Raw genomic sequence first — 20384 nt, 5'->3', positions numbered from 1 at the left:
CGCCCCGCGCCGCCGGGAGGGCGCGAGACGGGCTTGCGCGCGTCGCTCAGGGGAGGGGCGCCGCGGCGTCGGTCTGGTCGAGGACGAGCTTGCGGGGCTCGCTTCGCCGCAGCTCGTTCATCCTGCCCTGCATCTCCTGCCCGAGCTCCTCGCGCCCGGCGTCGTCGAGGAGCTTCTTGACCTTCGGGAAGAGGTTCTCTTCCTCCTCCTTGTGGTGGTGCTCGAGCTGCTCGGCGAGCACGTGGAGCTTGGGCCCGAACTTCTCGTCCGTTGTCTCCAGGGCCAGGAGATCGGCCAGCACGCGCTTGAGGGACAGGTGCTCCTCCAGCGACTCGAGGAGGATATCCTCGGTGCGGCGGGCCCGGACCGCCGGGTAAAAGTGCTGCTCCTCGATGGTGATGTGGGTGGCGAGGAGGTCCGCGGCCGTGGAGAACTGCTCAGGCGAGACGGAAGAGGCCTTTTTGAGGCTGGAAAACTGCTGCTCCAGCTCGCGATGATGGCGTTCGAGAAGTTCGATGGCATCCATGGCTCGCTCTATGCAGCGGGCGCCGCCCGTCAGCAAGCTGGGTGGCCACCGGAATCTCCGTCAGGCGGCGCTTCACGCAAGGTCGAACAACAGCACCTCTCCCCCGTCCTTCCCGACGAGGCGCAGCGACCCGCCCGCCCTGACCGACGCCGCGTCGCCCGCCTCGAGCAGCGTCCCGTTCAGCTCGACGCTCCCGCGCGCGACGTGGACCCAGGCATTGCGGCCAGGCGATAGCTCGTACCGCGCCTCCTGTCCTTGCTCGAGGAGCCCGACGAAGACGCTCACGTCCTGGTGGACCGTCACCGATCCCTCGCGCCCGTCCCGCGAGGCGACAAGCCGCAGCTTGCCCCGGCGCTCTTCTTCGGAGAACGCCTTCTGCTCGTAGCTCGGCTCGTACCCGCTCCGGTCCGGCACGATCCAGATCTGCAAGAGGTGCGTCACGCCGGTCTTCGAGGCGTTCACCTCGCTGTGGAACACCCCCGTGCCCGCGGACATGCGCTGGACCTCGCCTGGGCGGATGATCGATCCGTTGCCCATGCTGTCCTTGTGCTCGAGCTCGCCCTCCAGGACATAGGTGACGATCTCCATGTTCTGGTGCGGGTGCGTCCCGAACCCGCGACCCGGAGCGACGTAGTCGTCGTTGATCACCCGCAGCGCCCGGAAGCCCATGTGGTCCGGGTCGTGGTAATCCGCGAACGAGAACGTGTGATACGACTGGAGCCAGCCGCGGTCGGCATAGCCGCGCTCGCCGGACCGGCGGACCTGCATCGAAGGCGCGTTGTTCATGGCACCAGCATGTGCCCGCCGATCCATCTTGTGAATCGGCATTCCCCTCATGGATCCCATCTGCGCCGCAGATGGATGTCCTCGCCGCGCCGCCGCCTCAGACGACCTCGAGGTTGGTCACCTCGGCGTCCAGCCACGGACCGCCCTCGGGGTGCACGACGAACGCGTCGAAGGTCGCGGCCGTCGGGCGCGCGCCGGCCGGCCTGAGCTGGTCCCCGGGGACGATCGCCAGGTTGGGCGCGCTCACCGCCGGCACGGTCGCTTGCCCGGCGAACAACGTCGAGGCCGCGCGCAGCACAGCCGCGACCCTGTCGGCGGTCGGCTCCGGCAGGTAGAGCGCGTCGACCGTCGGCACCCGCTCGACCCCGGCGGCGGTCGCGACCTCCGACAGGAACACAGCCGCGGCCCCGACGGCCCGGCCCGCCTCCTCGACGCGCAGCAGCCGCCGCGGCCGGGGATCGCGCAGGCTGTGCTCGAGCTGCGCCGCGTCGGGCGCCGACCACAGGACGCGCTCCTCACCGCACGCTGCGATCGCCGCGAGCACGTCCTCCACCGCCGCCGGCGCGGCCGCGGCCTGCAGCGGCGCGGCGCTCGCGCGGGGGACGAAGCCGTGGTTGCGGCACGCGGCCAGCGCCTTCCGCCGGAACCCGGCCTGGTCGACGGCCTTGAGGAGCGCGCGCCTGGCGGGCGCGGACTGCGCCTCCACGAACACGACGATCGGCAGGCCGGACGCGCGGAGCCCGGCGAGCAGCTCCGCGTACAGCCGGCTCGCCAGCCCCTGGCCCTGGAACCGCGGGCGCACGCTCACGAACGACAGCACGTATCCGTCCGACGCGACGCCGCGGAAGCGGAAGCGACGCGGCGAGACGCCGATGAAGCCGGCCGGCTCGCCGCCGTCGCGCGCGAGAACGGCCCGCGGCGCCGGGCCGGGGAAGCCGAGCTGCCACCTCAGGTAGTCGGCCGTGTAGTGGAGGGCCGGCGGCGGCCACGCCTCGCGCAGGACGAGGCTGGCCTCCTCCGCCGCGGCGACAGGGTCGACGTGCTCGATCTGCATCGCCCCGAGCCTCGCAGAAACGCCCGGGAGACGGAACCGCGGTGGGCCTACAGGCCGGCCATCTCGGGGGCGCGCCGCACGATCTCCGGCCACCCGGCCGGGTCGCTGCCGTGCTGGGCGAGGAACGCGTACACCCACCGCTCCAGGCCGAACGCGATGCACACGCTGTGCATCGGGCCCGCGCCCTCGATGTTGCAGCTGAACGCGCGGCCGAAGAAGTCGGTGTGGTAGTTCAGCGAGCCGGCGGCCACCCGCTCGTCGCCCGGGAGCATCAGCGAGATCTCGTACTTCGTCTCGCTGCTGATCTGGAAGTACGTCTTCGCGGCCGCGTCCGGCGCGATGAAGAACGGATCGCTCGCCGTCCGGATCTCGCCGGCCAGCCGGTGCTCGTCGAGGTAGCGCGCCACGAGCTCGTTCCCCTGCTCGCGCAGCCCGAGGACGTTCTCCCGCGAGCCGAGGAAGACGATCTCCCGCATCGTGAACTCCCAGAGCCGCCGCAGATCGACCATCTTGCTCGACTCGTAGCGGAAGCAGCGGCCCGCGAGCGCGTAGCGCGCGCCGGCCGCCGGCAGCACGCGATCGCGGTTCGCGGCGTACACGTGGTAACAGACCGCCGGCGAGAGGCACACCTCGGGGTGCGCCATGTCGCTCAGCGCCCGATCGTCGAGCGTCTCCCGGTCCTGGTGCCGCGCGCGGAAGTCCTCGATGCGCGGCATGTCCTCCGGCAGGTGGCACGTGAACGTGACGATGTGGGGGAAGGACCGGAAGTAGTCGCACTTCGCCAGCGTCGCCGCCGGGATCAAGGTCGGCACGAGGATCGGGCTCGGCGAGAACGGCGCGCCGAGCGCCTCCAGCGAGCGATCGAAGTAGCGGTAGAGCCGCAGCGGGAGCCCCTCGAGGGCGACCTGGCCCTGGCCCATCTGCGTGATGCCGTCAGGGAGCGCGCCGCCGCGGAACTCCACGCTGTCGCACGCCGGGCTGCGGTACACGAGCTTCCGCGTGAGCTGCCGCAGGCTGCGCTGCATGGTGCGCGCGAGGGCCTCGGCGGCGCGCGCGAGGTCGGCCCCGCGCTCCTCGGGGGCCTCGAACTCGAGCGCGGCGCCCTCGCGGACGAAGCGGATGCTCGAGATCTCCTTCGAGAGGAAGGCGATCTGCTTCGGGATCTCCTCCTGCGCCATCTCGGTCGCAGGCGTCGCGAGCTCGACGGTGACGGTCTTCCTCACGGGGTAAGCTCCTGGATCAGCTCGCACAGCGCGCGCGGCGTGCGGGCGACGCTGAACCTGTCGTCGGGCAGGGTCACGCCGAACCCGTCCTCCAGCTCGGTGAGGAGCTGGAGCGCGCGAATCGAGGAGAACCCCGCGTCGTAGATGTCGTCATCGGGCTTGATCGCAGCGGGCAGGCCGCCGACCGTGACGATGACATCGATCACCTTCTCCACCTCAATCGCCATCAGGAGCTCCAGGGTTAAGATGCGCTGTCGGCCAGCGAGCGGCTCCCGCCCGCGTCGTTGCTCCTCGCGTCGGCGCGGCCCGCGGCCTCGACGAACGGCGGCGGCGGCTCGGTCCGGAGGGATGCAACCCGGCGCGCCGGGTTGCCAGCGACGACCGTGTACGGCGGGACATCGGCCATGACGATCGAGCCCGCCGAGACAACGCTGCCCTCGCCGACCGTCACCCCCGGGAAGATCATGGCGCGGGCGCCGAGCCAGACGTTGTCCTCGATGACGACGGGCCGCACCTCGCTGTCCGCGGGGGGCAGGCCCCGCTTCCGGTCCTCCGGATCGCTCGGGTGGCCGCTCGAGTCGAGGATGTAGACGCTCCCCGCGATCCGGCAGTGCTTGCCGATCGTGATCGACTTGCCGACGATGAGCCGGCACTCGTGCCCGATCCCTGTGTTGTCGCCGATCCGCAGGGTCGGGCGGTCCGCGAAGCGCGCGGCGAAGACGATGTTGATCTTGCCGTCGAGCACAACATTGTCGCCAAGGAGGATGTCGCCGCGACCCTGGATGTAGTGAATGAAGTTCCCGGTCCGTACGCCCTTGCCGTACTGCGTGCAGTGCGACTTGAAATGCGGTTCGCAGACGAACACGCGAGCACCGAAGTAGTACGCCTCGCGGGCCGCCTCGAACGCCATGCGCATCGGGACCACGACCGGCCGCGGCGCAGGCAGGGTGAAGGTGCGCACCTGATGTCGCACATGGCGCACAGCGCGCGCGACGGTGTGATCGGAAGAGGCGAGGAAGCGATACAGGTTGTTCATCGGTGGTCGTTCTGCGCGGACCGCCCGGAGCGGCGACGCTCAGCGGGTGACGTCAGACCAGGAGGACGAGGACGAAAGGCGCGGCAAGGAACGAAAGACTATAGCTCGAAGGCTGTCGCGTCGACCCTCTCGAGGTCGTTCTCTCGGCTTCTGTCGCCCAGTCTCAGGCTCCCTCTCGCGGCGTTCTCTTTTCCTCTCTGCTCCTGCGCTGTGTCCCAGGCTCCTGGTTTCTGCGATTCAAGCAAATCCCGTGACAACGCCGCGACAGCCGTCGCGTCGAGCCGCGTCAACCCGGCTCGCTGCGAGGGGCGCCGGGGGGGGCGGCGTCGGAGGGGGCTGCGCCGGCGGTGTCCTTCGCCTCGACGTGGGGCAAGGCGCCACGGAGCAGGGCCAGACCGAGCGCGGCCTCGACGAGGGTGAGCGCCACCGCCCACGTCGTCGTCGCGGCGGCGATGGCGGCCAGGCGCTCCTCGCGCGTGACGCCGGCCGCGAAGCCCTCGAACAGCGCGGCGGCGAGCACGTCGCGCGTGCCGAAGCCCTGCGGGGTGAGGGGGAGCGTCACCGCCACCATGAGGATCGGGATGTAGGTCAGGGCAGCCCCGAGGGGGATGCGCACGCCGAAGAACCAGAAGGGGAGCCAGGTGCCGACGAACAGGACGACGACGTGCGGCACGCGCGCGGCGAGGGCGACCAGGTGGCCGCGCACCCCCGCCTCGAAGAGCGGGGCGAGGAGCCGCGTGCGGGCGAGGCGGGCAGGGCGCAGCGCGAGGAGCGCGAGGTAGAGGACGCCGGCGCCGAGGAGCAGGGCGGACACGGCGAGCGGCCCGCCGTTCGCCGGCACGGCGACCGCGCCCAGGAGGAGGAGGCAGCCGAGCCACGAGGCGTAGACGACGAGCGTCGCGCCGGCGACGCGCGCGAGCGGCGCGCCGTGCGCGCGCGCGAGGAAGACGGTGATGAACGCCTGGCCGACGTGGTGGTTGAGCAGCGACGGGAGGTAGGAGGCGCCGCGGAGGACGAAGAAATCGCGGAAGGCGACGGGGGCGATCAGGCGGCGGTAGACGAGGACTGTCGCGAACGTGTCGGCGGCGAGGAGCGCGAGGATGAAGAGGGCGGCGGACGCGCCGAAGAGCGGGGCGTCGACGCGCGCCAGGGCGGCGCGGAAGGCGCCGAAGTCGAGGCGGCCGAGGACGAAAGCGACGAGCCCGATCGCCAGCGCGAACGGCAGGGCGCGGCGCGCGCGCGCCCAGAGGCGCGGCTCGCGCCGCTCGGGCACGGCGCCGTCGCGCAGGTCGCGCCGCTCGGGCACGGCGCCGTCGCGCGGCTCGCGCCGCTCGGGCACGGCGCCGTCGCGCGGCGGCGCGGCGGCCGCGAAGGTTCCGGTGTGGGTCGAGGAGCGCAACGCCGCGACCCTAGCAGAATCCCCGTCGCGTGGCCGAGAGGAGCGGCGCCTCGGGCCGGCGCCCGCGCCTCGGGCCGGCGCCCGCGCCTCGGGTCGCCGCCCGCGGCGACGTCGGTTCGGCGCACGCTGCGCGGCGACAGCGCCCCGCATGGGGCATAGTCGCGACCATGTCCAAGTACGATTACGATCTGTTCGTCATCGGCGCCGGCTCCGGCGGCGTGCGCGCAGCCCGCATGGCCGCTTCCTGCGGCGCCCGGGTCGCCGTCGCCGAGTCGCGCCACCTCGGCGGCACCTGCGTCAACCTGGGGTGCATTCCGAAGAAGCTCCTCGTCTACGCCTCGCACTACGCCGAGGACTTCGAGGACGCCGCCGGCTACGGCTGGACCGTGCCCGGCCACGGCGCCGGCGGGGACGGGCACGGCGGGCCGTCGTTCGACTGGTCGACGTTCCTCCGCAACAAGAACAAGGAGATCGAGCGCCTCAACGGAGTCTACGAGCGGCTCCTCAAGAACTCGGGCGCCGACATCCGCTGGGGGCAGGCCAGGATCGTCGAGCCCCACGCCGTCGAGATCGACGGCGCCACCGTCACCGCCGAGCGGATCCTCGTCGCGACCGGCAGCTATCCCTGGATCCCCGACGTGCCGGGGCGCGAGCTCGCCGTCACCTCCGACGACGCGTTCCACTTCCCGACCATGCCGCGGCGCGTGGTCATCGTGGGCGGCGGCTACATCGCTGTCGAGCTAGCCGGCATCTTCCACGGGCTCGGGGCCAAGGTGTCGCTCGTCCACCGCGGCATGCACCTGCTGCGCGGCTTCGACGACGACATCCGCGCGTTCCTCGCCGCCGAGATCCAGAAGAAGGGCCTCGACCTCCGCCTCGGCGCGAGCGTCGAGAGCATCGAGCGGCGCGGCGACGGGCTCTGCGCGACGCTCGCCGACGGCACCGACCTCGAGGCCGACCGCGTGCTGTACGCGACGGGGCGCCTGCCGAAGACCAGGGGGCTCGGCCTCGAGGAGGTCGGCGTGGCGCTCGACGAGGACGGCGCTGTCGTGGTGGACGACGCGTTCCAGACCTCGGTCCCGTCGATCTACGCGCTCGGCGACGTGATCGCGCGCGTGCAGCTCACGCCCGTGGCCATCGCCGAGGCGATGGCGCTCGTGAAGAGCCTCTTCCGCGGCGAGCCCGCGCGCGTGGACTACGCCGGCATCCCGACCGCCGTCTTCAGCCAGCCGAACGTCGGCACCGTCGGCCTCTCGGAGGCGCAGGCGCGCGAGCACCACGACGTCGTGGTCTACCTCTCGACCTTCCGCCCGCTGAAGCACACCCTCTCCGGGCGCGAGGAGAAGACGATGATGAAGCTCGTCGTCGACAGGGCGACCGACAGGGTGCTCGGCGTCCACATGGTCGGGCCGGACGCCGGCGAGATCATCCAGGGCTTCGCCGTCGCGCTGAAGTGCGGCGCGACCAAGGCGCAGTTCGACGCCACGATCGGCATCCACCCGACAGCGGCCGAGGAGTTCGTGACCATGCGCGAGCCGCTCCGGAACGCGGACCGCAGCCCGCCCATGGGCATCGCGCCGAGCTCCGCGTAGCCCGCCGCTGGCGGCCGCGCCCGCTCGGTCGCCCGCGTTCGCGCCGGGCGCGCTCCTCTGGTATGGACCGCGCGATGTCGACACACGCCTCGAGCCCCTTGAAGCCCGTCGGCCTGCTCACCCGCACCAGCGACCGTTCGTTCTACATCTTCAACGCCGTGCTCTCCGCGGCGGCGCTGGCGTTCCTCGCCTACATCCTCATCATCCGGCGAGGCGCGGGCGGCGCCGATCTCCGCTTCATGCCCCCGCTGAACGCCGCCCTGAACGCGACGGCGGCCACGCTGCTCGTCGCGGGCTGGTTCGCGATCAAGCGCCGCGCGATGGTCGTGCACAAGTACCTGATGGTCTCGGCGTTCGTCGCCTCGTCGCTGTTCCTCGTCGGCTACCTCGCCTACCACTTCGTGCACGGTGACACGAAGTACCAGGGCACCGGGCCGCTCCGCGCCGTCTACTTCGCCGTCCTCATCTCGCACATCGTGCTCTCGGCGGGGATCGTGCCGCTCGCGCTGACGTCGTTCTACTTCGCCTACAAGGCGAACTTCGCGAAGCACGCCCGGGTCGCCCGGGTGACGCTGCCCCTCTGGCTCTACGTGTCCGTCACCGGGGTGCTCATCTATTTCATGCTGCGCGGGAGCCCGCCGGCGGTGCCGTGAGCGCGCGCCCGGCGGCGCCGCCGGCCGACGCCGTCCCGCGCCTCAGAAGTCCTTGATGCTCCCGCGCCGCCCCTTGAATCCGCCGAAGATGTGCCGGTGGGCGGCCAGCGCCGCGGCCGCGAGCTCCTCGTGCTCGTAGACCTCCTCCATCAGCGGGATCGGGTCCTTGTAGAGCGTGTCGCTCGCCACGATCCTGGGCCACGGCAGGCGATCCGGGTCGGCGCCCTCCACGCCGGCCGCCTTCATGACCTCGAGGAACTCGTGGGCGAGGAGGCCCTGGCCGATGACGCTCGGGTGCACGCCGTCGAGGCTGACGATGCCGCCCGCCTTGCGGCGCCCGGCGCGATCGACGTGGTAGTAGCGGGTGTCCATCGGCGCCGCGACGCCGTCCTTGAAGTACGCGGGGAACGCGTACGTGGGCTCGCCGCCTGTGCGGCGGTACGCGAGCCTGTCCAGGCTGCCGGAGATGTCGACGAGGTGATACCGCCGGGCGCGGTGGCGGGCGTTCCTCTCCTCGAGCAGCGCGGCGATCTGCGCGTTGCAGGCGTCGACCGTCGCGTCGATGAGCCGCGCCTCCGCCGCGGTGAGGTGCGGCGCGCCGGCCTCGACAAGGCGGGTGCCCCGCGCGAGCGGGGGATAGGTGTAATAGGGGAAGTAGCGCGGGACGCCCGGGAGCGGGTCGCCGACGCCGGCGGCGATGGGCGCGATCGTCACGTGGGGCACGTTGGCCACGAACACGCGCCAGCCCGGGTGCTCGTTGCGCCGCATGATCGTGTCGATGCGGTCGAGCAGCTCGCCGTACTCGGCGACGAAGTCGTCGGGCATCCAGAGGTTCCACTGCGCGCGGGTGCGCTCGTCGAAGCTGAGCGACACGGGCCGCCGGTCCGGCCTGTCCTCGGTCGCCGCGATGCTGAGGAGGATGGCCGAGCCGACCGCGTTGTTCGGGCCGAGCCAGAGCAGGAGGCTCTCGACGCCCTCGCCGCGCGCGTGGTGCGCGAGCCAGTCGAGCTGGCTGAACTTGTCGAGCCGCGGGTCCCGTGAGGGGTTGAGGACGCGGAGCGCCGTCCGGTAGAACGACGCGCTCGGGACATGGAGGAAGCCGTCGCCGGCGCCCGGGGCCGCCGCGATCCGCTCCTTGCAGAGCGCCGGCGTCACGAGCCACGCGTCGGCCACGTCGTAGCCGTACACCGAGGCGTTGTGGAACCAGGGGACGCTCCCGCCGCGGTACGGGCCGGCCCCCTCGCCGCGCTCGTAGTGGTCCTCGGCCACGTCGAGCACCCGGTTGATCTCGGTGACGAGCGCTGTCCACTCGAGCCCCTCGATCCTCGATCCGAAGGCGAGGTAGAGGCGGCGGAGCACCGCCTCGAGATCGAGGAGGAGCCCGTGGGCCGGGTAGTCGGGCACGCGGTACGCCGGGCTCGAGAACCCGTCGCCGACGTCGACGCCGAGCGCGCGCGCGATCCACGTCGAGTAGGCGAGGTGGGTGCGCGCCACGCCGAGCGACATGACGCCTTGAGAGATGCTGTCCCCGATGGTGAAGAGCTTCATGCTGCGGTCCTCACGCGTTCGTGGTCAAAGCGCGATGCTATCCGAACTCGCCGCGCAGCGCGGCAGGTTCGTCGCCCGGCGACGGCGCGGCGAGGGCTCAGCGCGACGCCGCGCGTCTGTGCAGGACGGCGCTGACGATGCGCACGGCGAAGAGCAGCGCGAGCAGCGCCGCGTAGATCAGCGGCTCGGTCGCGTCCTTCTTCACGCGGAGGAAGAAGTGCACGACCCCGAGGACGGCGGCGACATACGCGAGGCGGTGCAGGCGCTTCCAGCGCGCGGCGCCGAGGCGCTTCAGCATGCGCGCGGTCGACGTCGCCGCGAGCGGGATCAGCAGGAGGAGCGCGACGAAGCCGGCGAGGATGAACGGCCGCTCCGTGATGTCCTCGACGATCGTGCGAACGTCGAGCCCCTGGTCGACGATCGCGTACGTCAGGAAGTGGGCGCACGCGTAGAAGAAGGCGAGCAGCCCGAGCGCCTTGCGGATGCGGAGCGGGAACGTCCAGCCCGAGGCGAGCCTGAGCGGCGTCGCCGCCAGCGAGGCGACGAGCAGCACGAGCGCGAGGAGGCCGAGCTGGTTCAGCGCCTCGGCGACGGCGTTCGGCCCGAGCGCCCCGGTGGAAGCGCGCAGGCCGAGGACGACCAGCGGGATCAGGCCGCCCGTGACGATCGCGGGCGGGAGCCAGGCGAGCTTCCGGCCCGCCGGCGCGCCGGCGCGCGGCGGCGTGCTCGTCGTCCGCGCGGGATCCGCCGGGCGCGCCGCGTTCATCGGGCTCACCGGGCTCACGGGTCCTCCGGCCTCGCTGGCGAGCTCATCTTCAGAAGTTCTCCCGCAGGTCCATGCCGCTGTAAAGACCGGCGACCTCCTCCGCATAGCCGTTGAACGGCAGCGTGGGACGGCGCCTCAGCTCACCGATCCTCCGCTCGCTGGCCTGACTCCACCGCGGGTGAGCCACCGCGGGGTTCACGTTCGCATAGAACCCGTACTCGTCCGGCGCGGCCCGGCTCCATGTCGTCTTCGGCTGACGCTCGGTGAGCTTGATGCTCACGATCGATTTGCACCCCTTGAAGCCGTATTTCCAGGGGACGACGAGGCGAAGGGGCGCGCCGTTCTGTCCGAGCAGCGACTTGCCGTAGAGCCCCACGGCCAGCAGCGTGAGCGGGTGCATCGCCTCGTCGATCCGGAGCCCCTCGACGTAAGGCCAGTCGAGGACGTCGCTCCGCTGGCCGGGGAGCTGCGCTGGATCGAGCAGGGTGGTGAACTGGACATAGCGGGCGCGGGAGGTCGGCTCGAGGCGCCTGAGCAGCGCGGCGAGCGGGAACCCGAGCCAGGGGATCACCATCGACCACGCCTCGACGCAGCGCATGCGATAGACGCGCTCCTCCAGGGGAAACCACCGGAGGAGGGTGTCGAGATCGATGACCTCGGGCTTCTTGACCTCCCCCTCGCACGCGACGGTCCACGGGCGGAGCCGGAGCCGGCCCGCGTTCTCGGCCGGCTCGGATTTGCTCAGGCCGAGCTCGTAGTAGTTGTTGTAGGACACGATGTCCTCGTAGGCGGTGCGCGCTTCGTCGGTGACGAACGGGCTTCTGCCGCTGGTCACCGGGGGCGGCGCCGCCTCCGGCAGCGGGGGCGCGTCGGCGAGCGGCGCGGCGGACCCGCCGGGGGCGCCGCGCCCGGCCGTGTCCGCCACGCCCGCGTCGCCGCCCGTGAGCCAGACGAGGCCGCCGCCCACGGCCGACGCGGTGCCGGCGAAGAGCGCCGCGCTCTTCAGGAGCTCGCGCCGGCGCAGGGTGTAGAGCGCTGGAGGGGTGATCTCGTCGGAGGGCGGCTCCTTGGGCAGCTTGCTCATGCCCCCATTCTACGATCGGGGCGGGCTCCGGCCGCCCCCGGCGTCACGCGGCCGTCGACAGGAGGCGGAGCGCCCCGCCGGGCGCCTGGTGGATCGCGGGCAGCGCGAGCATCTGCGCGATGCGCGACGAGCGCTGCTCCACGCCCCGGGCGAGCGCCGCCCGCTCGCCCGCGCCGCGCGCGGCGAGGAGCGCCAGGACGTCGGCCCAGACGCGCTCGCGCCAGCGCGACAGCATCTCCATGGCCACCCAGGTCGCGAGGTCCGGGGCGTTGTCGCGGAAGAAGGCGCTCAGGGGGCAGCCGTGCCGGGCGGCGAGGCGCGCGAGCGCCTCGGCGACCGAGCGGCGGAGTATCGTATTCACCTCGTCGTGATCGTGCTTGAGCCGCGCGAGCATCCTCGGATCGTGCGTGTGCCCGAACTCGACGATCGTCGCGTGGATCCCGAAGACCAGATCGTAGTTGATGTGGGCGCTGAACCCGAGCAGGGCGTTCTGCACGGGCGGTGTGAACCGGGATGATGTGCTCGCGTACGCGATGTGCCACGCGCCGCAGTCCTGCGCCGCGCCCCGCTCGCACCAGCGGAACGTCTCGAGGTACCGCTCGCAGAAGCGGCCCGCGAGGCGCGAGATCCACGCCGGCTCGAGGAACACGCCGTCGCGCCGCTCGACCTGCGCCGCGACAGCGCGCGTGACGATCCCGTAAACGTCCGTGAACGCGGCGCGCCTGTCGCCCGCGGCGATGAGCCGCTCCGTCACGGTGTCGAGCACAAAGGCGGCATCGTGGACGCTCTTCGGAGACAGGTTAAGGCCGTCGATGCTGCTGCTCATGAAGTCCCCTCCTACTTCTTCGCTCGTCAAACAGACCTGATCTGATGCTCGAACTCCCGCATCCGACCGCCTCGCCTCGCCGTCGCGGCGCTGAGCTCCGCGAGCAGGGCCGCCGCGCGCGCAGCGCGAGCTGCGTGGCAGAGGCGCCGTCCTGCGGTTCGCCCGGCCCGGCCCGGTCTGCGGTCCCGGTGTGCGTCATCGCCATGTCGAAGCGGATCTACCGACCCGCCGGGTGAGAGATCGCCGCGCGCAGTGCCCGTGCTTCTCCTGCTGCCGGCCCCCTCTTGACCCAGCTCCGCGCAGAAGAGCGATGATTCGATGCGATCCTGGCGCACTCGCAGCGGGAGCCCCCCCCTCGCTGCGGCGCTCTAAGTTCAACTTACTCTACGACATGCTGTGGGGTGACCACAATTGTCTTATGACGCATGATCCCGTTCGGGACAGCTTCCGAGGCTATTCGAACTAGCGAGCTCGAACAAGCTGCTGTTGACCCTGACACGTTTCTTTGTCACGCGGGAGAGCCCCACGTCATCTTCCCGGTTGCGCTGCTACTGGAGCGTCGAAGGTCTGTCGCATTCAGAGAGAGACCACTCCGTGAGCGCAAGTCGCGGCGAGATGTTCTTGAAACAAGCCGAGTGGTTATCCCATGTTGGCTGTACGGCCCGGCCGACAGGAGCGATGGTTGTCTGGGAGGTCCCTGAGCCGACTCTAAGGAAACTCCCGATGAGTTTTCCACAGGAGCCCCGCAGATCTCGCGTGCTGGTGTAAAATTCTCTCAGGAACGGCGGATGGGGTCAGGGCCGCCACGAACGTCCTGGTCGGCCGCGCGGGCTGCTGACGCGGCGGGGGCTCCGGGATCCGCCTGTCATCGCGCGGCGTGCCCCCGGGGGGACGCCGGCGCCTAGGCGACGCAGCCTGCGCCTTGCGGCATGAAGGGCCATCCTGACGCGGAAAGCAGCGCCGACGGGCTCGCCCGGATCGGGCGAGCAAGGGCTCGTCCATGGCGCGCCGGACCCGGCGGCGCGCGGCAGCGGCGCGGGAGCAAGGCCCGCCGGCGTCGCAGACCGTCCGTGACGGCGCGATTCCGCCGCGGCGTGAAGCGGACGGGTCGACGTGGAGGGAAGGGGCTCCGTGATAAGGAGGGGGGACAGCGCGCGCCGCGGCCTCCGGGCGAGGGCCGGCGGCGCGGCGCTGCCGGGCGGCGTCAGCCGGTGCCGCCCTTGGCCTGCGCGTCGCGGTGGCGCAGCGTGGCGAGCAGGTAGTCGCGGTTCATCTGCGCGATCACGTCGAGCGCGATCTCCTTCGGGCAGACCGCCTCGCACTCGCCGATGTTCGTGCAGTGGCCGAAGTTCTCGACGCGCATCTGCCCCACCATGTTGAGGCTCCGCTGATCGCGCTCGGGCTCCCCCTGCGGCAGGATGTTGAGGTGCGTGAGCTTCGCCGCGGTGAACAGCGACGCCGACGCGTTCGGACAGGCGGCGACGCAGGCGCCGCAGCCGATGCACGCCGCCGCGTCCATGGAGCGGTCGGCGATCGGCTTCGGCACCGGGATCGCGTTCGCGTCCGGCGCGCTGCCCGTCGGCACCGAGATGTAGCCGCCCGTCGCCACGATCCGATCGAACGCGCTGCGGTCGACGGCGAGGTCGCTCACGACCGGGAACGCCTGCGCCCGCCACGGCTCGAGCCACAGCACATCGCCGTCCTTGTAGTGACGCATGTGCAGCTGACACACGGTCGTACCACGGAGGGGGCCGTGCGCCTGGCCGTTGATCATGAAGCCGCACATGCCGCAGATGCCCTCGCGGCAGTCGTGATCGAACGCGATCGGCTCCTCGCCCTTGAGGATGAGCCGTTGATTGAGCACATCGAGCATCTCGAGGAAGGACATGTGCTCGCTGACGTCGGGCACCTCGTACGTGACGAACCGGCCCGCTTCGTACTTGCCCTTCTGCCGCCAGACATGGAGGGTGAGGCGCATTATTTGTAACTCCGCTGCGTGGGGTGAACCTCGTTGAACTGGAGCGGCTCCCTGAAGAGCTCCTGGGCCTGGCCTTCGCCTCGCCATCCCCAGGCGGCGACATAGGTGAAGTTCTCGTCGTCGCGCCTCGCCTCGCCCTCGGGCGTCTGGTGCTCCTCGCGGAAGTGGCCGCCGCACGACTCCTCGCGGAAGAGGGCGTCGCGGCACATGAGCTCCGCCAGCTCGAAGAAGTCGGCGACGCGCGCCGCCTTCTCGAGCTCCTGGTTCAGGCCGGTGTTCGTGCCCGAGACGCGCACGTCGCGGTGGAACTGCTCCCGGAGCTCCGGGATCCGCGCGAGCGCGCCCTTCAGCCCGGCCGCGTTGCGCGCCATCCCGCAGTGCTCCCACATGATCTTGCCGAGCTCGCGGTGGAACGAGTCGACCGTGCGCGAGCCGGTCGTCGCGAGCAGCTTGTTCAGCCGCGCGCTCGCGTCGCGCTCGGCGTCGCGCACCGCCGGGTGCAGATCGTCGACCCGCTCGAGCTTCGTCGACGCGAGGTAATCGCCGATCGTGTAGGGGATGATGAAGTAGCCGTCGGCCAGGCCCTGCATCAGCGCGCTCGCCCCGAGGCGGTTCGCGCCGTGATCGGAGAAGTTCGCCTCGCCGAGCACGAACATGCCGGGGATCGTGCTCATCAGGTTGTAGTCGACCCAGAGCCCGCCCATCGTGTAGTGGATGGCCGGGTAGATGCGCATCGGGACGCTGTACGGGTCGTCGCCGGTGATGCGCTCGTACATGTCGAAGAGGTTGCCGTAGCGCTCCGCGATGGCCGCCTTACCGAGGCGCCGGATCGCGTCCGAGAAGTCGAGGTACACGCCGAGCTTCGTCGGCCCGACGCCGCGGCCCTCGTCGCACACCGCCTTCGCCGCGCGCGAGGCGACGTCGCGCGGCACGAGGTTGCCGAAGCTCGGGTAGCGGCGCTCGAGGTAATAGTCCCGCTCGCCCTCGGGGATGAGCTCCGGCGCGCGCGTGTCGCCCGGGTTGACGGGCACCCAGATGCGGCCGTCGTTCCTGAGCGACTCGCTCATGAGCGTCAGCTTCGACTGGTAGTCGCCCGAGACCGGGATGCACGTCGGGTGGATCTGGGTGAAGCAGGGGTTGCCGAAGAGCGCGCCGCGCTTGTGCGCCCGCCAGATGGCCGTGGCGTTCGACCCCTTCGCGTTCGTCGAGAGGAAGAAGACGTTGCCGTAGCCGCCCGAGGCGAGGACGACAGCGTCGCCGAGGTGCGTCTCGAGCGCCCCCGTGATCAGGTTGCGGGTGATGAGCCCGCGCGCCTTGCCGTCGACCACGATGAGGTCGACCATCTCGGTGCGCGGGTACATCTTCACCTTGCCGAGGCCGATCTGCCGCTCGAGCGCCTGGTAGGCGCCGAGGAGGAGCTGCTGCCCCGTCTGGCCGCGCGCGTAGAAGGTCCGCGACACCTGCGCTCCGCCGAAGGAGCGGTTCGCGAGCACGCCGCCGTACTCGCGCGCGAACGGCACGCCCTGCGCGGCGCACTGGTCGATGATGTTCACGCTGATCTGCGCGAGCCGGTAGACGTTGGCCTCGCGCGCGCGGTAGTCGCCGCCCTTCACGGTGTCGTAGAAGAGGCGGTAGATGCTGTCGCCGTCGTTCTGGTAGTTCTTCGCGGCGTTGATGCCGCCCTGCGCGGCGATGCTGTGCGCGCGGCGCGGAGAGTCCTGGAAGCAGAAGCTCTTCACGTTGTAGCCGAGCTCGGCCAGCGTGGCGCTCGCCGCGCCCCCGGCGAGGCCGGTGCCGACGACGAGGACGGTGTACTTCCGCTTGTTCGCCGGGTTGACGAGCTTCAGGTTGAAGCGGTGCTGGTCCCACTTCTTCTCGATGGGACCGTCGGGGATCTTCGCGTTGAGCTGCATGGTGGGGGACGCTCCGGGCTCAGCGGACCAGGCCGAACAGGACGGCCAGCGGGATGGACGAGAAGCCGGCGACGAGCAGGATCGACGACGCGGCCGCGAACTTCCTGAGCGCCGGCGTGTAGCGCGGGTGGGCGAGGCCCATCGACTGGAACATGCTCCACGCGCCGTGGTAGAGGTGCAGCCCGAGCAGGCCCATCGCCACGACGTAGGCAATCGCCACGGGCGCCGAGCTGAAGCCCTTCACGACGTTGTCGTAGGCGTCGAGCGGCACGAAGTCCGGGTGCACGGTGCCCGTCGTCAGGTGGAGCAGGTGATAGAGGATGAAGGCGGCGAGGACGCCGCCGCTCAGCAGCATCGTGCGCGCCGCGAGGTTCGGGTGCCTGTGCCCCTTCACCTGGTAGCGCACCGGCCTGGCAGCGCGGCTGTGCAGCGCGAGCGTGATGCCGGTGTAGAGGTGGACGACGAGAGAGGCGAGCAGGAGCAGCCGCGTCCCCCACAGCAGCGAGGGGGTCCCGTGGAGGAAGGCCGCATAGTCGTTGAACTTCTGCCGGCCGAGGAAGACCTGCAGGTTGCCGGCCATGTGGCCGATCACGAAGCCGAAGAAGACGACGCCGCTCAGCGCCATCGCGAACTTCTTGCCGACGAGATCCCGGTAGAAGAGCGCGACGCGCTGGGCCCTGGAGGGGAGAGTCGATGGGGCAGCAGTGGGGCTCATCGCTCCCCTCCTTTAGTGGGGCGTGAACGCGTTCGCCAGAGGGAATCTCGCGCACGATCGCCGAAGATTTTGCGGGCGGCGGCCGCTGATCTCGGGCCGCGCGCCGCCCGGGGGAGCGCGCCGCCCGAGCCGCTGCGGGCGGGGGCGCGTCAGGCGGCGCGCGGGCCGCGCGCGCGCCGTACCTTGTGACCGTAAAACGCGAGCGCGAGCTCGATCGCGAAGATGCCGATGGCCTGCTCTTCCTGGCTGGTGAACGCCGGCAGGCGCTCGTCGCGGAGCACCACCAGGCCGCCAAACGAGCTCTCGCCCAGCCGGAGCGGCGCCACGATGGCGGCGCCGAACCGATCGCCCTCCGCGGTGCAGAGCAGCTCGGGGGTGTCGTCCGCGCAGAGGCGGACGGGGGCGAGCGCGCCCTCGACCTGGCCGGCGAGCCGCGCGATGAACGCCGCCGGCACCTCGGCGCCGCAGGCCGCCTGGTAGAGCGCGGCCCCCTGGTCCAGCGCGAGCGAGAGAGCGGCGCCGGTCGTGTAGACCACCTTCGCCGCGAGGTCCACAGCGCGCTCCGGGAAATCGTCGCGCGAGAGGGACGCGGCGAGGGCGGCGCTCGCCTGGTGGACGGCGGCCACCGCGTCGAGGTGGGTGCGCAGCATCGCCGACCCGAGCAGCTTCTTCATGTCCTCGATGTCGTACGGCTTCTCGAGGATGCCGTAGGCGCCGCTCTTGATGCACTCGACGGCGGCCTGCGCGCTGGAGTACGGGGCGCCGACGATGATCTCGAGGTCCGGGCTGATCGCCTTGAGCGCGGCGATTGTCTCGCCGCTCTCCATGTCGGGCGCCCTCACATCGGCGACTGCGAGGTCGAACCGGCGCGCCCTGACGAGCTCGATCGCGGCGAGGCCGCTCTCCGCGCAGGTGACGTCGAAGCCGCCCTCGCGGAGCTCGACCGCGAGCCGGTCGAGGACCCTCGCCTCGGCGTCTACCACGAGCACATGGGGTCGGGCCTGGCTCACTGATGCCTCCTCCTCTGGTGTCCACAAGGGGTGGCCGCGCCGCCTCGCCGTCCGGCGCCGCCGTGATCGTTCGGTGACCACGTCTCGGTCGTGGCCGATGTCGCTCTCCACCCGGCGGGGCTCTCTTCGCTCTCTCCCCGACCGTCGAAAGTCCGCCTACGGTCCAATAGAGCCGGTATTCCAGCGAAACGGAAGCTGAAGCGGCGCGCGTTTCCTTTCTCCTTGACAGGGCGCCGCGTCGCGCCTTCAGCGCGGATGTGCTCCGGTGTGCCGACGGCGGCGGGCCGTGAGCGCACCGTGAGCGCGCCTCACCGGCGCGCCGCGCGGCGGAGGTGCGCGCGTGAGGGCCGATCTCGTCGCTCTCGGCGAGCGCGCCTCGCCGCGCGCGCCTCGCCGCGCGGTCGGACGAAGCGCCGGGCGTGGCCGCGGGCCGGCGCGCGCGGCGCGGGCCACCGGCCGCGCGCGGGGGGATCGACGATGACGACGTGACGCAGGGGACCAACGCCAACCGTCTTCCTGAGCTCCTTCCTCGGGACTCACCACGTCGTCCGAAACATGAAACCTATCTGACACAGAAGCGTTATAGGGACACTCCCGAAGATGGGTTGAAATCTCAGGATCTTCCCGAAGGCACCTCGGCTGCGGGCCGCGAAGCGTCGATTACGTTCATCCTGATCGAGGACGATCGCCTGCCCTGGTTGTCCGCCTGCCGTTGTGGGCGTTCCGAGGCTGGTATTCGTGGTGTTGACTGGACGATATGTGGCTTGACGGGAAAGCGCAGGTCGGTTCAGCTCGTCGGGCGGCCGGGGGGTCGCAGAGGGGGTCTGATGTTCATCGTCAGGAAGGGCGACATTCCGCTGTTGTCCCGTCGTTTCAAGGAAGCGGCTTCGCGCCTGCTCGAGCGCCATGAAGGGACTCCGTTCGAGCTGCGCTTCTGGGGCGGCGAGCGCCTGCGCTTCGGCGCGGGCGCGCCCGCGCTCTCCATGACGTTCAGGACGCGGCGGGCGCTCTGCGACACGGTCCTGCGGGGCACGCTGGGCCTCGGCGAGGCGTACATCCGTCGCGAGGTGACGTTCGAGGGAGATCTCGAGGACGCGCTCGCCGGCCTGTTCGAGCTCGCGCGGTCGGCGGGGCCCGTGCGATCGGTGCGAGCGCTCGGCTCACGCCTGCCGCGCCTGTCGCGCCTGTCACACGTCGCGCCGCCGCTGCTGTCGCTCGAGCGCGGCGCGGCGGGCTTGCTCGACGCGCTCGGGATCGGGCGGGGCTCCGGCGCGGCGCGGCGCGAGCAGCGCGCGGTCGAGCGCCATTACGGGCTCGGCAACGACTTCTACGCTCTCTACCTCGACAGGCGGCTCCAGACCTCGTGCGGTTACTTCAGGGCTCCGGGCGAGGCGCTCGACGACGCCCAGGCCCACAAGATCGCCCTCGTGGCGCGGAAGCTCGCGCTCCGGCGCGGGCAGCGGCTGCTCGATGTCGGGTGCGGGTGGGGGCACTTCATGTTCCACGCCGCCGAGGCGTACGGCGTGCAGTGCCTCGGGATCACCCTCTGCGAGAACCAGGCGAGGTACATCCGCGAGCAGGCGGCGGCGCGCCGGCTCCCGGTCGAGGTCCGCGTGATGAGCCACGAGGAGCTCGAGGCCGAGCCGCGGTGGGATCGGCTCGTCTCCCTCGGGTCGATGTGCCACGCCGGCGAGCGCCGGATCGAGGTGTTCTACGACCGGGTGAAGGCGCTGCTCGCCGAGGGCGGCGTCTGCCTGCTCGAGAGCGTCACCAGGGCGCAGGAGTCGCGGTGGGCCGACCCGTTCCTTCAAGAGCACATCGTCCCCGGCTACTGGCCGCCGTCGCTCCAGGGGATGGCGTCGCGCGCCGAGGCGCGCGGGCTCGACGTGCTCGACACGGAGAACCTGCGGCGCCACTCCGCCCTGACGGCGCGCTGCTGGCGCAAGAACTTCCTGGAGAACCGCGACAAGATCGCGCGGGTCACCGGGTTCGACGCGGCGTTCATGAGGAAGTGGGAGTTCTACCTCGCCTGCGCCGCCGCGGCGTTCCGCACCGGGCACCTCGGCTTCATGCAGATGGTGCTGTCGAACGGGGCGCCGCGCGATTACCCGCTCGCGCGCGATGCCCTGCACGCCGCGGACGAGGCCGCTCCGCGGGAGCGCGCGCCGATCGTCCCGGCCGCGCAGTTCAGCCTGTGGGGGGCGTCCGCGCCTTCCTGAGCCGCCGGGCGCGCGACGTCCGGCCTGCCGCGCGCCGTTCGCGCGCGGCGGATCGC

Annotated in this window: 18 protein-coding genes; 3 read left to right on the top strand and 15 right to left on the bottom strand. The window is 71.2% G+C overall.

Features of this window, described 5'->3' with window-relative positions:
* Window positions 1–46 precede the first annotated feature (46 nt).
* From WMF42_RS33215 to WMF42_RS33185, 7 genes are all read right to left on the bottom strand, one after another.
* Complete coding sequence (locus tag WMF42_RS33215; protein ID WP_061613213.1) at window positions 47–526, bottom strand: hemerythrin domain-containing protein; 480 nt, start codon at window positions 524–526, stop codon at window positions 47–49.
* Between the two features lie 72 nt (window positions 527–598).
* Window positions 599–1312, bottom strand: a complete 714-nt coding sequence (locus tag WMF42_RS33210; protein WP_233562687.1) for a pirin family protein — start codon at window positions 1310–1312, stop codon at window positions 599–601.
* 97 nt (window positions 1313–1409) lie between these two features.
* Window positions 1410–2366, bottom strand: coding sequence for a GNAT family N-acetyltransferase (locus tag WMF42_RS33205; RefSeq protein ID WP_437686895.1), 957 nt, complete (start codon window positions 2364–2366; stop codon window positions 1410–1412).
* Window positions 2367–2413: 47 nt separating this feature from the next.
* The gene (locus tag WMF42_RS33200) at window positions 2414–3589 is read right to left on the bottom strand and encodes a hypothetical protein (protein ID WP_061613211.1); all 1176 of its coding nucleotides are present in this window, start codon (window positions 3587–3589) and stop codon (window positions 2414–2416) included.
* A complete protein-coding gene (locus tag WMF42_RS33195; protein ID WP_061613210.1) occupies window positions 3586–3816 on the bottom strand; it encodes an acyl carrier protein in 231 nt (76 codons plus the stop codon). Before WMF42_RS33195 ends, WMF42_RS33200 begins: the two co-directional genes overlap by 4 nt.
* Window positions 3817–3830: 14 nt before the next feature.
* Window positions 3831–4625: an acyltransferase gene (locus WMF42_RS33190; protein WP_061613209.1), complete on the bottom strand. Its 795-nt coding sequence runs from the start codon at window positions 4623–4625 to the stop codon at window positions 3831–3833.
* 286 nt (window positions 4626–4911) lie between these two features.
* Window positions 4912–6024, bottom strand: coding sequence for a lysylphosphatidylglycerol synthase transmembrane domain-containing protein (locus WMF42_RS33185; RefSeq protein WP_437686892.1), 1113 nt, complete (start codon window positions 6022–6024; stop codon window positions 4912–4914).
* 167 nt (window positions 6025–6191) lie between these two features.
* Between WMF42_RS33185 and gor the strand changes: the two genes are divergently transcribed.
* Entirely contained in the window at window positions 6192–7616 is a 1425-nt protein-coding gene (gene gor / locus WMF42_RS33180; protein WP_061612202.1) for a glutathione-disulfide reductase, read from the top strand.
* 62 nt (window positions 7617–7678) lie between these two features.
* Window positions 7679–8269, top strand: coding sequence for a DUF420 domain-containing protein (locus tag WMF42_RS33175; protein WP_061612203.1), 591 nt, complete (start codon window positions 7679–7681; stop codon window positions 8267–8269).
* 42 nt (window positions 8270–8311) lie between these two features.
* Here WMF42_RS33175 and WMF42_RS33170 read toward each other — a convergent pair whose 3' ends face one another.
* The 8 genes from WMF42_RS33170 to WMF42_RS33135 form a co-directional block, all read right to left on the bottom strand.
* Window positions 8312–9817, bottom strand: coding sequence for a hypothetical protein (locus tag WMF42_RS33170; RefSeq protein WP_061612204.1), 1506 nt, complete (start codon window positions 9815–9817; stop codon window positions 8312–8314).
* Window positions 9818–9914: 97 nt separating this feature from the next.
* Window positions 9915–10583 carry a protein-methionine-sulfoxide reductase heme-binding subunit MsrQ gene (locus WMF42_RS33165; protein ID WP_233562484.1) on the bottom strand — a complete coding sequence of 223 codons (669 nt, stop codon included), beginning with the start codon at window positions 10581–10583 and terminating at the stop codon, window positions 9915–9917.
* A 49-nt stretch (window positions 10584–10632) separates the two neighbouring features.
* Window positions 10633–11667, bottom strand: a complete 1035-nt coding sequence (gene msrP / locus WMF42_RS33160) for a protein-methionine-sulfoxide reductase catalytic subunit MsrP (RefSeq protein ID WP_437686889.1) — start codon at window positions 11665–11667, stop codon at window positions 10633–10635.
* Window positions 11668–11710: 43 nt separating this feature from the next.
* A complete protein-coding gene (locus WMF42_RS33155; RefSeq protein ID WP_061613133.1) occupies window positions 11711–12493 on the bottom strand; it encodes a DUF5995 family protein in 783 nt (260 codons plus the stop codon).
* A gap of 1204 nt (window positions 12494–13697) precedes the next feature.
* The gene (locus tag WMF42_RS33150; RefSeq protein WP_061613132.1) at window positions 13698–14471 is read right to left on the bottom strand and encodes a succinate dehydrogenase/fumarate reductase iron-sulfur subunit; all 774 of its coding nucleotides are present in this window, start codon (window positions 14469–14471) and stop codon (window positions 13698–13700) included.
* Window positions 14471–16384, bottom strand: a complete 1914-nt coding sequence (locus WMF42_RS33145) for a fumarate reductase/succinate dehydrogenase flavoprotein subunit (RefSeq protein ID WP_061613131.1) — start codon at window positions 16382–16384, stop codon at window positions 14471–14473. Before WMF42_RS33145 ends, WMF42_RS33150 begins: the two co-directional genes overlap by 1 nt.
* Before the next feature lie 19 nt (window positions 16385–16403).
* Entirely contained in the window at window positions 16404–17099 is a 696-nt protein-coding gene (locus WMF42_RS33140) for a succinate dehydrogenase cytochrome b subunit (protein WP_061613130.1), read from the bottom strand.
* Window positions 17100–17248: 149 nt separating this feature from the next.
* On the bottom strand, window positions 17249–18109 hold the full coding sequence (locus tag WMF42_RS33135; protein ID WP_061613129.1) for a response regulator: 861 nt from the start codon (window positions 18107–18109) through the stop codon (window positions 17249–17251).
* Window positions 18110–18969: 860 nt separating this feature from the next.
* On the opposite strand from WMF42_RS33135, the gene WMF42_RS33130 reads away from it, so the two are divergent.
* A complete protein-coding gene (locus WMF42_RS33130; protein WP_437686885.1) occupies window positions 18970–20328 on the top strand; it encodes a class I SAM-dependent methyltransferase in 1359 nt (452 codons plus the stop codon).
* Window positions 20329–20384 lie beyond the last annotated feature (56 nt).

The organism is Sorangium sp. So ce176, assembly GCF_051519835.1.
GTDB lineage: Bacteria > Myxococcota_A > Polyangia > Polyangiales > Polyangiaceae > Sorangium > Sorangium cellulosum_G.
Note: the sequence above shows the minus strand (reverse complement) of the source record. Positions and strands in the feature narration are given on the sequence as shown.